Annotated in this window: 12 protein-coding genes; 7 read left to right on the top strand and 5 right to left on the bottom strand. The window is 63.5% G+C overall.

Translation table 11 applies throughout. From position 1 onward, the window contains the following. Positions 1–19: 19 nt before the first annotated feature. Positions 20–1,453 carry a glutamine synthetase family protein gene (locus tag FJ956_RS18180; protein WP_140679350.1) on the bottom strand — a complete coding sequence of 478 codons (1,434 nt, stop codon included), beginning with the start codon at positions 1,451–1,453 and terminating at the stop codon, positions 20–22. 147 nt (positions 1,454–1,600) lie between these two features. On the opposite strand from FJ956_RS18180, the gene FJ956_RS18175 reads away from it, so the two are divergent. Then, positions 1,601–2,314: an HAD family hydrolase gene (locus FJ956_RS18175; protein ID WP_140679340.1), complete on the top strand. Its 714-nt coding sequence runs from the start codon at positions 1,601–1,603 to the stop codon at positions 2,312–2,314. Between the two features lie 17 nt (positions 2,315–2,331). Here the strand turns inward: FJ956_RS18175 and FJ956_RS18170 are convergent, their stop codons facing one another. The 3 genes from FJ956_RS18170 to aceA form a co-directional block, all read right to left on the bottom strand. Next, positions 2,332–2,778 (bottom strand): response regulator, encoded by a 447-nt coding sequence (locus FJ956_RS18170; protein ID WP_140679348.1) that lies wholly within the window; start codon positions 2,776–2,778, stop codon positions 2,332–2,334. Positions 2,779–3,002: 224 nt separating this feature from the next. Continuing rightward, positions 3,003–3,245: a hypothetical protein gene (locus FJ956_RS18165; protein ID WP_027168360.1), complete on the bottom strand. Its 243-nt coding sequence runs from the start codon at positions 3,243–3,245 to the stop codon at positions 3,003–3,005. 54 nt (positions 3,246–3,299) lie between these two features. Beyond that, complete coding sequence (aceA, locus tag FJ956_RS18160) at positions 3,300–4,589, bottom strand: isocitrate lyase (RefSeq protein WP_140679338.1); 1,290 nt, start codon at positions 4,587–4,589, stop codon at positions 3,300–3,302. A 252-nt stretch (positions 4,590–4,841) separates the two neighbouring features. Here aceA and FJ956_RS18155 point away from each other — a divergent pair, with 252 nt between their 5' ends. The 6 genes from FJ956_RS18155 to FJ956_RS18130 all read left to right on the top strand — a co-directional run bounded on the left by FJ956_RS18155 (position 4,842) and on the right by FJ956_RS18130 (position 11,996). Beyond that, positions 4,842–6,284 carry an XRE family transcriptional regulator gene (locus FJ956_RS18155; RefSeq protein WP_140679336.1) on the top strand — a complete coding sequence of 481 codons (1,443 nt, stop codon included), beginning with the start codon at positions 4,842–4,844 and terminating at the stop codon, positions 6,282–6,284. Between the two features lie 209 nt (positions 6,285–6,493). Then, positions 6,494–7,450 (top strand): DMT family transporter, encoded by a 957-nt coding sequence (locus tag FJ956_RS18150; protein ID WP_140679334.1) that lies wholly within the window; start codon positions 6,494–6,496, stop codon positions 7,448–7,450. Between the two features lie 440 nt (positions 7,451–7,890). Next, a complete protein-coding gene (locus FJ956_RS18145) occupies positions 7,891–8,988 on the top strand; it encodes a polyamine ABC transporter substrate-binding protein (RefSeq protein WP_140679332.1) in 1,098 nt (365 codons plus the stop codon). A gap of 81 nt (positions 8,989–9,069) precedes the next feature. After that, positions 9,070–10,209, top strand: a complete 1,140-nt coding sequence (locus FJ956_RS18140; protein ID WP_140679330.1) for an ABC transporter ATP-binding protein — start codon at positions 9,070–9,072, stop codon at positions 10,207–10,209. Positions 10,210–10,218: 9 nt separating this feature from the next. Next, complete coding sequence (locus tag FJ956_RS18135) at positions 10,219–11,181, top strand: ABC transporter permease subunit (protein ID WP_140679328.1); 963 nt, start codon at positions 10,219–10,221, stop codon at positions 11,179–11,181. Then, positions 11,178–11,996, top strand: coding sequence for an ABC transporter permease subunit (locus FJ956_RS18130; protein WP_140679326.1), 819 nt, complete (start codon positions 11,178–11,180; stop codon positions 11,994–11,996). Before FJ956_RS18135 ends, FJ956_RS18130 begins: the two co-directional genes overlap by 4 nt. Positions 11,997–12,028: 32 nt before the next feature. Here the strand turns inward: FJ956_RS18130 and FJ956_RS18125 are convergent, their stop codons facing one another. Further along, the gene (locus FJ956_RS18125; protein WP_140679324.1) at positions 12,029–13,906 is read right to left on the bottom strand and encodes an AsmA family protein; all 1,878 of its coding nucleotides are present in this window, start codon (positions 13,904–13,906) and stop codon (positions 12,029–12,031) included. Between the last annotated feature and the right edge of the window lie 57 nt (positions 13,907–13,963).

Below are 13,963 nucleotides of genomic sequence, written 5' to 3'. Positions count from 1 at the left end.
CCCCTACTCCCCTACTCCCCTACACGTTCAACAGCAGATACTCCCGCTCCCACGGGCTGATCACTTCCATGAAGGTCTCGAATTCGGCCCGCTTGATCGCCGCGTATGTGGCGGCGAAGGATTTGCCAAGGAGCGCGCAGAGCTCCTTGTCGGCCTCGAACAGGTCGACCGCTTCCAGCAAGCTGCGAGGCAGATCGATCTCATCAGCGTTGGCCGTGGTCAGCACCGGCGGCTCGGCTTTGACCTTCGCGGTCATGCCGATCAGCCCGCAGGCAAGCGAGGCCGCCAGCGCCAGATAGGGGTTGGCGTCGGAGGACGGGATGCGGTTTTCAACGCGTCGCGCCGCCGGATCCGAGCGCGGCACCCGGAAGGCGGTGGTGCGGTTGTCATAGCCCCATTTGTTGTTGACCGGAGCCGAAGCCTGCTGCGTCAGCCGGCGATAGGAATTGACGTAAGGCGCGAACATAACCAGCGCGTTCGGCACATGCTTCTGCATGCCGCCGATGAAGTGGAAGAACGCATCGGTCTCCGAGCCGTCCTCGGCCGAGAAGATGTTCCTGCCGGTCTTCTTGTCGACGACCGACTGGTGAATATGCATGGCCGAGCCCGGCTGCCCCTGGATCGGCTTTGCCATGAAGGTGGCGTAGATCTCGTGCTTTAGCGCCGCCTCGCGGATGGTGCGCTTGAACATGAAGACCTGGTCGGCGAGCTCGATCGGATTGCCGTGGCGCAGATTGATCTCGAGCTGGCCGGCGCCTTCCTCATGGATCAGCGTGTCGATCTCCAGGCCCTGCCGTTCCGAGAAATGGTAGATGTCGTCGATCAGTTCGTCGAATTCGTTGACGCCGGCGATCGAATAGCCGGCGCCGCCGCCGATCGGCCGTCCCGAACGCCCGACGGGCGGCGTCAGCGGATAGTCCGGATCGGGGTTCTTGCGCACCAGATAGAATTCGATCTCGGGCGCCACCACTGGTTTCAGGCCGCGTTCGTCATAAGCGGCCAGCACGCGCTTCAGCACGTTACGCGGCGTGAACTCGACCGAGCGGCCGTCCTGGTGGACGAGATCGCAGATGACCGCGGCCGTCGGATCCTCTTCCCAGGGCACGACGGTCAGCGTCGAAAGATCGGGCAGCAGCTTCAGGTCGCCGTCGTCCTCGGGATAATGGAAGCCGTTGCCGTCCTCGGGATAGCCGCCGGAGATCGTCGTCATGAACACGGCCGAAGGCAGCGCCAGCGAGGTGTTGGAAGTGAATTTCTTCGACGGCATCATCTTGCCGCGGGCGACGCCCGCCTGGTCGGGCGTGATGCATTCGATGTCCTCGATGCCGCGCCATTCGAGCCAGGCGCTGGCTTCCTTCCAGTTTTTCACACCACGCTGGTTTTTCAGGAATGCAGGCGTGCGGGCGCGTCCCCCCCGGCTTGACGGACGGACTTCCTTTTTTTCAGGCGGCATCATTCACCAGATTGTGTTGCGGATTTCGAACTATAGCCGGGCGCCATGGGGGAAGGGAAGGGGAGGCACCGGACGCGTCCGTCTTCAGGCTGGCGGCAGGCCGTGACAACGGCTAAACCGGTCGTCCATGAAGAACGGTGTCCGCATATGCCCGCCTCTCATCTGACGACGATCGGTTTCGATGCCGACGACACGCTGTGGCAGAACGAGCAGTTCTTCCGCATGACCGAACAGCGCTTCCTCGCCATGCTTGCCGAGCATGGCGATGCAAGCCGGATTTCGGCGAACCTGCTTGAAGCGGCAAAGCGCAATCTCGGCCTCTACGGCTTCGGCATAAAGAGCTTCACGCTGTCGATGATCGAGACAGCGATCGAGGTTACCGAAGGCCGTGTTCCGGCCTCGACCATCGCGGAAATCCTGGCTGCCGGACGCGACATGCTCAGCCACCCGATCGAGCCGCTGCCGCATGCGCGCGAGACGGTCGAGAAGCTGGCCGGCAGCTATCGTCTGGTGCTGATCACCAAGGGCGACCTCATGGACCAGGAGCGCAAGCTTGCGCAATCGGGACTGGGCGAGCTCTTCGACGCCGTCGAGATCGTCAGCGACAAGAGCGCCGCCACCTATGCCCGCATCTTCAGCCGCCATGGCGACGGACCGCAAAGGAGCATGATGGTCGGCAACTCGCTCAGGTCGGACGTCGTGCCTGCCATCGACGCCGGCGGTTGGGGTATCTATGTCCCGCATGAATTGACCTGGGCGGCCGAGCATGCCGAGGCGCCGGTCGCGGCGCCGCGTTTCCGGCAGATCGCCGACCTGAGCGAACTGCCCGAACTGGTCGAAAGCATCGCCGCTGCAGGCTGACCAGGTTTAGGGGGGCCTTAGCCGCGCCCGACCAGGCGATCGACCACCGGTTGCAGCTTCTCGGGCGTGATCGGCTTGACAACCACCGCATCGACCACGCTCGACAGCCCGAGGCTTTCCGGTGTGCCATTCCTGGTTGAAAGCAGGATCACCGCGGGCAGCGGCTTGCCGGAGGCGCGCCGCAGCGCGTCGATGGCCGACATCAGCCGGTCGCAATCCTTGTTGTCCGGGCCGCCGTCCAGGATGACGGCGCCGGGCAGTTGGCCGGTCAGCGTCTTCTCGGCGGCCTCTGGCGGTTCCGAGATCGGCTTCAGCCCCGATTTCTCGACGATTTTCGACACCACGACGCGGTTGATCGTCGATTTGCCGACGACGAGCACTTTGGAAAAGTCCGCAGCTGCCGCGCCAGCCCGGGCCGCCGGTTTCGGGTGTTTGTCGGAGTCGTCACGATTGGCGGGACACATCGGCGGGCTGGCACTCTGGTTCAATGCAGGGTTGAAACCTGAGGCACAATTGGGTGAGATCGCGGCCGGTGTCAAGCTGAAACGGTCGAGGTCGAAAATATAGCAAGAAATTCCGAGATTCGGAGCAAGTCGTACCCTTGACGGTGAAGGCAAACCGAAAAAAAGCGATAGTCTCCCGAACGTATAGCGCGCGGGAGACATTCGCCGAGACTGTTGACGTTACGTCAAGTGTGGCTCTGCTGGGTAACGATCACCGGGATCAAAAGGTCTCCCCAGTTGCCGTCGCCGCCATGGTGCCTGGCCGAGCGCACCAGTTCCACCGAGACGCCGGCCTCGACTGCCTTCATGACTGACTGGTTGAGTCGGTGCAGATCGTTGGCGAGCATGCGGATCGTCGCCTGCTGGTCGACGCTCATCGCGCTCGATTGTTCTTCTGCCCTTTCCTTGACACGGCTTATCGATGCCATTGCTCTTCTCCTCGATGTAGATGCCCTGCGGGCGTTTCCTCTGGTTGTTATCCGTTACTCGGCCGCCGGCCTGAACTGAGCGTGCTCGGTCGATTCATGCATGGCGGTGGTCGAAGACCGGCCGCCGGTGATTGCCATCGACACGGCGTCGAAATAGCCGGTGCCGACCTCGCGCTGGTGCTTGGTCGCGGTATAGCCGTTGGCCTCCGCCGCGAACTCGGCCTCCTGCAGTTCCGAATACGCGGCCATCTGCCGGTCCTTGTAGCCGCGCGCCAGCTCGAACATGCCGAAGTTCAACTGGTGGAAGCCGGCCAGCGTGATGAACTGGAACTTGTAGCCCATCGCGCCCAGCTCGTTCTGGAATTTCGCGATCGTCGCGTCGTCGAGATTCTTCTTCCAGTTGAAGGACGGCGAGCAATTGTAGGCGAGCAGCTTGCCCGGATGGTGCTTGTGCACACCCTCGGCGAATTTCCTGGCCTGCGCCAGATCCGGCTTCGAGGTCTCGCACCAGATCAGGTCGGCATGCGGCGCATAGGCCACGGCGCGCGCGATGCAGGGCTCGATGCCGTTGCGCACATTGTAGAAGCCCTCGACCGTGCGGCCTGCCTCATAATCGACAAAAGGCCGGTCGCGCTCGTCGATATCGGAGGTCAAAAGCTTCGCCGCCTCGGCGTCCGTGCGCGCCACGACCAGCGTCGGCGTGCCCATGACGTCGGCCGCAAGGCGCGCCGCGTTGAGGTTGCGGATATGCGCCGCGGTCGGGATCAGAACCTTGCCGCCGAGATGGCCGCATTTCTTTTCCGACGCCAGCTGGTCCTCATAGTGGACGCCCGCGGCGCCGGCTTCGATGAAGGCCTTCATGATCTCGAAGGCGTTGAGCGGGCCGCCGAAGCCGGCTTCCGCATCGGCCACGATCGGCGCGAACCAGGTCTCGACCGACAGCCCGTCGCCCTCGGACGTCTCGATCTGGTCGGCGCGCTGCAAGGTGCGATTGATGCGCTTGACGAGTTCCGGCGCCGCATTGGCCGGGTAAAGCGACTGGTCCGGATACATCGCCGACGCGGTGTTGGCGTCGGCGGCCACCTGCCAGCCCGAGAGATAGATCGCCTTCAGCCCGGCCCGAACCTGCTGCATGGCCTGGTTGCCCGACATGGCGCCCAGCGCGTTGACGAAATCCTCCTCGTGGATCAGCTTCCAGAGCCGGTTCGCGCCCATCTCGGCCAGAGTCTGGCGAATCTGCACCGAACCGCGCAACCGCTTCACATCCTCTGGCGAATAGGGACGCTCGATGCCGTCGAACCGGCCTTCCGGCGCGGAGGGGACGAGGTTGTAAAAATCGGTCATTGGTCACTCCGGATCGTTTGGAACCTGCTTCAGCGCTACATCACGAACGTATAGCGTTGCGATGTCTGCGTGTGACATCATTTACATTGCAGCGCGAAAAACGCCCAGAAAAACCGCCATTTGGCGCTGAAAATAAAGGAAAAGCTGTGTTGTCATTGACAAGCTATCTCTGTAAATTTGTCACGATTGTAAAAACGGCGTAATGGACCCCGGACTTGATACCCATGTAAATTCCTGTCAAGGATGGCACGGATGGCCGACCAGAAGATCTTCGCCGGGCCGCGGCTGCGCCGGCTGCGCAACGCCAGGGGCCTGACCCAGACGGCGATGGCCGAGGGGTTGGGCATCTCGCCTTCCTACCTCAACCTGATCGAGCGCAACCAGCGGCCGCTGACGGTGCAGCTCATTCTCAAGCTGGCCTCCGTCTACAAGGTCGATCCGCATGAATTGCAAGGAGAGACGAAAGGCTCGATCGCGGCACTGCGCGAAGCCTTCAGCGATCCGCTTCTTGCCGGCGAACTGCCCGGCGATCAGGAACTGATCGATCTCGCCGAGACCGCGCCGAACGCCTCGGCGGCGATGGTAAAACTGTTTCGCGCCTACCGCGAGCAGGCTGAGCGTCTGTCCGACCTCAACCAGCTTCTGGCCAGGGAGGGCAGGGCAACCGCGCTGTCCGGCACGCGCCTGCCCGCCGATGAAGTCCACGAAGTGTTCGAGCGCCGGCCGAACCACTTCGCTTCGCTGGAGGAGGAGGCGGAAGCTTTCACATCGGTGCTCGAACCCGGCGACGACCTGTCCGGCGCGCTCAAGGCCTGGCTGAGGCGCGAGCATGGCATCGTCGTCAAGGTGCTGCCGGTCGCCACCATGCCCAACTGGCGCCGCCGTTACGACCGCCATTCGCAGCGCCTGTTCCTCTCTGAGCGGCTGTCGCCTTTCGACCAGCTGCGCGAAGTCGCCATGGAGGCGAGCCTGATGCGCATGTCAGTGGCCATCGCGGCTGAGTTCCAGGCGCTGAAGCTCGGCACCGACGAGGCCCGCCGGCTCGCCCGCTTCGAGCTCGGCCGCTATGCCGCGCATGCGCTGATGATGCCCTATCAGGCTTTCCATGCGGCGGCCGTTCGCGCCCGCTACGACATCGACGTCTTGCGTTCCCGCTTCGGCGTCTCTTTCGAACAGGCGGCCAACCGACTGACCATGCTGCAGCGGCAGGGCGCATCGGGCGTGCCGTTCTTCATGCTGGAAGTCGACAATGCCGGGAACCGCTTCCGCAAGGCCGGCAGCCAGGGCTACCCGCAGAGCCGCTTCGGCGGCGGCTGCCCCAAGCTTCCCGTCCATGCGGCCTTCTCGCAGCCGGGCCAGATCCTGGTCGAGGCGCTGGAAATGCCAGATGGCGCCGAGTTCCTGTGCATCGCCCGCACGCTGGAAGGTCCGCAAGGCGCCTTCTCCGAACGGCCGCGGCGCACCGCGCTCTTGCTCGGCTGCGATATCGGCTTTCGCGACGAGATCGTCTATGGCGCGGCGCTGCCGGCCGCAGCCGCCGGCAAGTCCGGGCGAAGCTTCGCCACGCCGGTAGGCCCCGCCTGCCGGCTTTGCGAACGCGTAGGCTGCCTTGCGCGCGCCGAGCCGCCGGTGACGCGCCCGCTCGGCCTCGACGAGATGGTGACGGGCCTTAGCGCCTTCGATTTTCAGGGATGATACGCTGCCCGAGCCTGCGCATCGGTGTGGGTCTGACTGTCTCAAAGTAAACCGCGGAGAGGTTGTCCTACATTTGAGCGAATGCTGGATCACGCATGGCTTTCTACTTTGCGCTACGCGATTGAGACACAGTCCCGTCGTTTGAGACACAGAATCCCTGTTGTCCTTGGCGCATCGTGTCGAACGCAACTCGCTGACAAGTCATGTCCATGACCGATACCGCCCCGTCCCCGTCGCCTGTCGCTTTGCCAGCCGTCTCGCCGCGCGAGGAGCGGATCGGCATGCTCCTTGTCTTCCTTTCGGCGCTTATGTGGAGCTTCGGCGGCGCCATCGCCCGTTTCATCCATGTCGGTGACAGCTGGACCGTGGTGTTCTGGCGTTCGCTGTGGGCCGTGGCCTTTCTCATCGCCTTCATGCTGTGGCGCGACGGTTGGCGCGGCACCCTGAAACTCTTCCGGCATATGGGCCTGCCCGGCCTCGGCGTCGCCTTCTGTTTCGCCACCGCCTCGACCAGCTTCGTGGTGGCGCTTGCCTACACGACCGTCGCCAACATCCTCTTGATGCAGGCCGGCGTGCCGCTGCTGGCGGCGCTTCTTGCCTGGCTCCTGTTTCGCGAACGGGTCAGCCCGGCGACCTGGATCGCGATTGCCGCCGTCATCGCCGGCGTCGCCATCATGGTCTCCGAATCCCTGGGCGGCGCCGTCTCGCCGATCGGCGACGGCTTGGCGCTGCTGATTGCGGTCATGTTCTCGGTGGCGACCGTGATCACCCGGCGCTTTGCCCATGTGCGCATGGTGCCGGCCAATTGTCTCGCGGCGCTGCTCGCCGGCGCTTTCGCTGCTTCCCAGGCCTCGGCGTTCGCGGTCTCCGGGCGCGACATGGGCTTCCTCTTCGCCTTCGGCGTCATCAATCTCGGCATCGGCCTCGCCTTTTTTGCCATGGGCGCGCGGCTGGTGCCGGCGGCGATCGCGGCGCTGCTCGGCACCTTCGAGCCGATCCTTGGGCCGATCTGGGTCTGGCTCGTCCATTCCGAAGTGCCGTCGGTGCGCACCATCATCGGCGGCACGGTCGTGGTCACGGCGCTGCTCGTCCATATCGGCCTGGAGTTCAAGCGCCAGGCGCGGCCGGCGCGTCCCGGCGTCACCGGCCTGCCGTCGCCCAATTGACGTTAATGCATGTCGCCCAAAAGTGCGCAGCGGTTTTGGGAGAACGACAGCATCAAAACAAAAGACTAAAGCGCGTCGCCTGAATCCCTTTCAGCGCGACGCGCTTTAGGCAGCCTTCCCCATTGACAACCCAGTTGCCGGGCGGGCAGGCTGCGATTACGGCAACAACAAGACAGGCGTATCTTGCCAAGTGTCTCCGCCGGCCTGCTCGGGACCGGACAGCATCGTCATAGCTCTGCTTACGCCGCGGTCAATGCCGCTGACGCCGCCCGGGTGCCTCGCCGGGAAGGCCAAAATGTCTCGAACCCTGATGCCGCGACCGAGCCTGGCGTGGACAGTTCACGCTTGTCGCTCTCCGGAAAGCTCAATAGTCTTAAATCAACGCCGCCCCGCCATGTCGCGACGAGCCGGCGAGGGAACACTCACCAAAGGAGAACACCATGATCCGCAAAGCGCTCTGGCTTTCGGCGACGTCGGCATTTCTGACGCTTTTCACATTAAGCGGCCATGCCGAAGACCGCGTCGTCAACGTCTACAACTGGTCGGACTATATCGACAGCTCGATCATCGACGACTTTACCAAGAAGACCGGCATCAAGGTCGTCTACGACACCTTCGATTCCAACGAGATCCTGGAGACGAAACTGCTTGCCGGCGGCAGCGGTTATGACGTCGTCGTGCCGAGCGCCAACTTCCTGGCGCGCCAGATCCAGGCGGGCGTCTTCCAGAAGCTCGACAAGTCGAAGCTGCCCAACATCTCCAACATGTGGGACGTAATCTCCGAGCGCACCGCCAAATACGATCCGGGCAACGAATATTCGGTCAACTACATGTGGGGCACGGTCGGCCTCGGCTATAACGTCAAGAAGGTGCAGGCGGCGCTCGGCACCGACAAGATCGACAGCTGGGACGTGTTCTTCAACCCGGAGAGCCTGGCCAAGCTGAAGGATTGCGGCGTCTATGTGCTGGATTCCCCGGCCGACATCATTCCCGCGGCGCTGAAATATCTCGGCCTCGATCCCAACAGCACCTCGCCGGACGATATTTCCAAGGCGCAGGAAGCTCTGCTGAAGGTCCGGCCTTACATCCGCAAGTTCCATTCGTCGGAATACATCAATGCCTTGGCCAATGGCGATATCTGCCTGGCGATCGGCTGGTCGGGCGACGTCTTCCAGGCGCGCAACCGCGCCGAGGAAGCCAAGCAGGGCGTCGAGATCGGCTATTCGGTGCCAAAGGAAGGCGCCCAGATGTGGTTCGACCAGATGGCGATCCCCGCTGACGCGCCGCATGCCGCCGACGCGCTCGAGTTCATCAACTACATGATGACGCCCGAAGTCATCGCCAAGTCGTCGAACTACGTGCTCTACGCCAACGGCAACAAGGCCTCGCAGCAGTTCATCGACAAGGCGATCCTGGAAGATCCTTCGGTCTATCCGGACGAAGAGACGACGAAGAAGCTGTACACGGTTGCGCCGTACGATCCCAAGACACAGCGCGTCATCACGCGCACCTGGACCAAGATCGTCACAGGCCAGTAAGCATTGAGACACGACCCCGGCAGCAACTGCCGGGGTCGCTTTCTTTTGGGGAATTTTTAAGAAAGTAACGGAGTGGGGACCATGAAATCGCTTGGCAGCATCCGCAGGGATTTCGCGCCATGGAACGACCCGAACGCCAAGCCGTATATCCAGTTCGACAAGGTCACCAAGAAGTTCGGCGACTTCACCGCCGTCAACAATTTGTCGCTGACCATCTTCGAGCGCGAATTCTTCGCCCTGCTCGGCGCGTCCGGCTGCGGAAAGTCGACCCTGCTCAGGATGCTTGCCGGCTTCGAGGAGCCGTCGGCTGGCCGCATCCTGCTCGACGGGCAGGATTTGCGCGGCATCCCGCCCTACAAACGGCCAGTCAACATGATGTTCCAGTCCTACGCGCTGTTCCCGCACATGACGGTGGAAAAGAACATCGCCTTCGGCCTCAAGCAGGAAGGCATGCCCGGAGCCGATGTCGAAAAGCGCGTCGCCGAGATGCTGAAGCTCGTCAAGCTCGAGCAGTTCGCCAAGCGCAAGCCGCACCAGCTCTCGGGCGGCCAGCGCCAGCGCGTGGCGCTTGCCCGCTCGGTCGCCAAGCGACCGAAGGTTCTGCTGCTCGATGAGCCGCTCGGCGCTTTGGATAAGAAGCTGCGCGAGGAAACGCAGTTCGAGCTAATGGACCTGCAGCAGGAGCTCGGCCTCACCTTCGTCGTCGTCACCCACGACCAGGAGGAGGCCATGACCATGGCCGACCGCATCGCCATCATGGACAAGGGCGAGGTGATGCAGGTCGCGACGCCCGCCGAGATCTACGAGGCGCCGGCCTCGCGCTTCGTGGCGCATTTCGTCGGCAATGTGAACATGTTCGAAGGCAAGGTTGCCGAACATACGACAAGCACCACGCGCATCACCGGCGCGACCGGAGCGCAGATCGTCGTCGACAACGGCAGCAACGCCGCTGCCGGCTCCGACATCGTCTTCGCGATCCGGCCGGAGAAGATCAGGGTTTCCTCCAAAAAGCCGGCCGATGCCGTCAACGCGCTCGAAGGCGAGATCTACGACGTCGCCTATCTCGGCGACATGACCGTCTATCATATCAAGCTTGACGACGGTCAGATCGTGCGGGCAAGCGCGTTGAACGCCTCGCGCGTCACCGAGGATCCGCTCACCTGGAACGATCGCGCCTGGGTCTCCTTCCGGCCCGATGCCGGCGTCGTGCTGGCCAGGTAGGAGGCTGAGATGACGGATATCGCAGCGACTGCCGCCCCATCGACTGAAACCGCAACACTGCCGGCGAAGCTGGCAACAGGCTTCGTCAACCGCCTCGTCATCATCGTCCCCTATCTCTGGCTGCTGTTCTTCTTTCTTGTTCCCTTCATCATCGTGTTCAAGATTTCGTTGTCGCAAACAGCGATTTCGATGCCCCCCTATACGCCGGTGATCGGCTTCAAGGACGGCGTTTCGGGATTTTTCGCCGGCGTCCGCGAGCTCAACTTCGATAACTACACCTGGCTCACCCAGGACGCGCTCTATTTCAATGCCTATGTGACGAGCCTGGTCATCGCGGGTATCTCGACGATACTCACCCTGATCGTCGGCTATCCGATCGCCTACGGCATGGCGCGGGCGCCGGCGACGATCCGCCCGACCCTGCTGATGCTGGTGATCCTGCCCTTCTGGACCTCGTTCCTGATCCGCGTCTATGCCTGGATCGGCATCCTGAAGCCCGAGGGCCTGCTCAACCAGGTTCTGCTCGCCACGGGCCTGATCAGCCAGCCGCTGGTGATCCTCAACACCTACACGGCGATCTTCATCGGCATCGTCTATTCCTACCTGCCTTTCATGGTGCTGCCGCTCTATTCCTCGCTGGAGAAGATGGATTATTCGCTGATCGAGGCCGCGCAGGACCTCGGCTGTCCGCCGGCCGGCGCGTTCTGGAAGATCACCTTCCCGCTGTCGCTGCCCGGCGTCGTCGCCGGCTGCCTGCTGGTGTTCATTCCGGCGGTCGGCGAGTTCGTCATCCCCGACCTCCTCGGCGGCTCGCAGACGCTGATGATCGGCAAGACGCTCTGGAACGAGTTCTTCTCCAACCGCGACTGGCCGGTCTCGTCGGCGGTCGCCGTCATCCTGCTCCTGGTGCTGACCATTCCGATCATGTTCTTCCAGCAGGCTCAGGCCAAGGCACAGGAGCAGAGCAAATGAACTCGACCTGGAGCCGCTTCAACATCACCTCGATCGTGCTGGGCTTTGCGTTTCTCTACCTGCCGATCGTGCTTTTGATCGTCTTTTCCTTCAACGAATCGAAGCTCGTCACCGTCTGGGGTGGCTTCTCGACCAAATGGTACGTGTCGCTGTTCCATAACCAGGGCCTGATGGACGCCACCTGGGTGACGGCGCGCGTCGGCGTCATCTCGGCAACGGTGGCGACCGTGCTCGGCACGCTCGCCGCGCTGACCTTGACGCGCTTCACGCGCTTCCGCGGCAGGGTGTTGTTTTCCGGCATGGTGTTTGCGCCGCTGGTCATGCCGGAAGTCATCACCGGCCTGTCGCTCCTGCTGCTCTTCGTCGCTGTCGGCCTTGACCGTGGCTTCCTCACTGTCACGCTCGCCCACATCACACTCACCATGTGCTTCGTCGCCGTCGTCGTGCAGTCGCGTCTGGTCTCCTTCGATCGCTCGCTGGAGGAGGCGGCGATGGATCTCGGCGCGCCGCCGGTGAAGACCTTCTTCCAGATCACCTTGCCGGTCATCCTGCCGGCGATCATCTCCGGCTGGATGCTGGCGTTCACGCTCTCGCTGGACGATCTGGTCATCGCGAGCTTCACCTCGGGTCCCGGCGCCACCACGCTGCCGATGAAGATCTACAGCCAGGTGCGCCTCGGCGTGACGCCGGAAATCAACGCCGCCTGCACCATCCTGATCGCGGTGGTGGCGGTCGGCGTCATCATCGCCTCGATCGCCAACAAGCGCCGCGAGATCCAGCGCCAGCTCGACGAGCAGGCCGCGCAGCGCGGTTGAGTAACGCAAAAGCGGGGCGCTTTGGGTCCCGCTTACTGGCCTGAAACGCCGGGTGCGATCGGCGATATGAACGGTGCGCTCCAGTTGCCGCCGACGAAGAACAGCGACTGGCTCGGCGGCGCGGGAGCCGGACTGGCCGCCTGACCGTTGGTCTGGGGCTGTTGTGCCGGCTGTCCGTTGGGCACCACTCCGCCCGAAAGCGCCAGCCCGCGTCCGACATAGGAGGCGATGCCGGATAGCCAGATCTTGTATTTTTGCGAATTGATCTCGGCCTTGTCGAGGCGCGCCACGCCCTTCGAAATGCTCGCCTTGATCTCGGCGCCGTCGATCGGCAGCGAGCCATTGGCGACGTCGTCGAGCGCGAAGAAGCCGCCTTGCTGGTTGCGTTTGAGGAAGGCGGGCAGGTCGAGCCCGTTGAGCGTGCCTGGCCCGAAAGTCGCCGAGAACGATCCGTCGGCATTCTCGAAGATGGAGTTCCAGGCCTTGCCCGGTCCCTTGAGGATGATCGATACCGTCCCGGTGCCGGCCGGCACCAGCCGCGTCATTCCCGCCGCCGTGGCAAAGGCTCCCGTGTCCACATCCGATGCCAGGAGCCGCATCTCGACCTGCGTGCCCTCCGGCTTGCGGTCGAAGCGCAGGCTGCTCTGGATGTTGCCGTTGAAGGCCGACGCGTCGGATATGTCGAAGACGGCAAGGCCGTTCTTGACCTGCGCGGTGGCCGCGACGTCGGCAAGCTGGACCGGTCCCACCGTGGCATGGGCCGCCGACAGCCTGAGGTCGAGGTTGATGCGGTCGGCGAAGCTGGTGTCGATGTCGCCGGGGCCGGTCTCGCCGGTGGGCGCGACAGGCGTGAAAGCCGACAGGAAGGATCTCAGGTCCAGCGTGTCGAAGGCGAGCGTGCCGGCGATCACTGGACTGCCTTCGGCGAAGGAGAAATCCAGCGCTCCCATGCCCGGATTGTTGTTGAGCGTGACGGTGGTGTTCTCGAATTTCGCCCGCCCCGCCGAGGCGTTCACCTTGCTGGCGATCGAGACCGCGCCGATCGCGGCACCGGGCGCGATGCCTGCCTGCGACCACTCCAGCACGCGCCGCAGCGACGGCGCGGCAAACTTCGCCTGGCCGTCCAGATAGGCATTGTCCGACATAGAGGCCGTTCCGTCGAAGGAGAATGTCGCGGGTGCCGCCTTGAAGGAAAGGGTGACGGGCGCGGTTCCCCCGGCAAAAAGCACCAGCGGTCTCGCCGAGGAGAAATCGAGCTGCACGCTTTCGCCGCGCCAGATCCCGGTCGCGGTCAGCGATGCTTCGCTGTTCATCGCTTCCCAGTTCACCTGGCCGCTCAGGCTGCTCAGGATTTCGGCGTCCTTGCCGTCGACCGAGGTCACCACGCGACCATCGCGGAACTCGACGGTGCCGAACGGATCGGACGGCAATTTGCCGAGATCCGGCTTCTGCGGGTTGGCGGTGACCACGCCGCGTGCGGTGTCGATCGAGCGCGTGATGCGCCCCCCGGTCGGAAGCGGCGGCAGATAGAAGCCGCTCGCCATGCGCTGAACCCTGATCGTCGGGCGCACCAGCCTCGCCGTCGAGAAGGCGACGTTGCCCTGCAAGGCCGCCATGGCGGACAGATCGACTTCCACGCGATCGGCCTCGACCACCGGCGGCGCGTCGGTCTCGGTCCATTGCGACAGCGTCACGCCGCTGAGGATGGCGCGGAACTTCGGCCAAACTTCGATGCGCGGCGAGCCGTCGATCGTCACCCTGAAGCCGCTCCAGGCGCTCAATTCCCAGGCGATGCGGTCGCGCACGATGCGGGTCGAGGCGATCAGCGGCAGCGCCGCGACCGCGAGCGCGATGATAAGCACGGCAAGGCCGATCGCCCACACCCCACGCCGGATCAAAGATGATGGCATTTCGCCCCGTATGCTTTCATTGCCGACAAAATCGCCCGACGGGTGTAACCGAGCGCC

It is taken from the genome of Mesorhizobium sp. B2-4-3, assembly GCF_006442815.1.
Taxonomy (GTDB): Bacteria; Pseudomonadota; Alphaproteobacteria; order Rhizobiales; family Rhizobiaceae; genus Mesorhizobium.
Note: the sequence above shows the minus strand (reverse complement) of the source record. Positions and strands in the feature narration are given on the sequence as shown.

Bases quoted from the DNA above. Each gene is read 5' to 3' on its own strand.
- FJ956_RS18170 (WP_140679348.1), bottom strand. From the start codon at position 2,778: ATGTGTCCCGCCAATCGTGACGACTCCGACAAACACCCGAAACCGGCG.
- FJ956_RS18175 (WP_140679340.1), top strand. From the start codon at position 1,601: ATGCCCGCCTCTCATCTGACGACGATCGGTTTCGATGCCGACGACACG.
- FJ956_RS18135 (WP_140679328.1), top strand. From the start codon at position 10,219: ATGACGGATATCGCAGCGACTGCCGCCCCATCGACTGAAACCGCAACA.
- FJ956_RS18150 (WP_140679334.1), top strand. From the start codon at position 6,494: ATGACCGATACCGCCCCGTCCCCGTCGCCTGTCGCTTTGCCAGCCGTC.
- FJ956_RS18130 (WP_140679326.1), top strand. From the start codon at position 11,178: ATGAACTCGACCTGGAGCCGCTTCAACATCACCTCGATCGTGCTGGGC.
- FJ956_RS18145 (WP_140679332.1), top strand. From the start codon at position 7,891: ATGATCCGCAAAGCGCTCTGGCTTTCGGCGACGTCGGCATTTCTGACG.
- FJ956_RS18165 (WP_027168360.1), bottom strand. From the start codon at position 3,245: ATGGCATCGATAAGCCGTGTCAAGGAAAGGGCAGAAGAACAATCGAGC.
- FJ956_RS18125 (WP_140679324.1), bottom strand. From the start codon at position 13,906: ATGCCATCATCTTTGATCCGGCGTGGGGTGTGGGCGATCGGCCTTGCC.
- FJ956_RS18155 (WP_140679336.1), top strand. From the start codon at position 4,842: ATGGCCGACCAGAAGATCTTCGCCGGGCCGCGGCTGCGCCGGCTGCGC.
- FJ956_RS18140 (WP_140679330.1), top strand. From the start codon at position 9,070: ATGAAATCGCTTGGCAGCATCCGCAGGGATTTCGCGCCATGGAACGAC.
- FJ956_RS18180 (WP_140679350.1), bottom strand. From the start codon at position 1,453: ATGCCGCCTGAAAAAAAGGAAGTCCGTCCGTCAAGCCGGGGGGGACGC.
- aceA (WP_140679338.1), bottom strand. From the start codon at position 4,589: ATGACCGATTTTTACAACCTCGTCCCCTCCGCGCCGGAAGGCCGGTTC.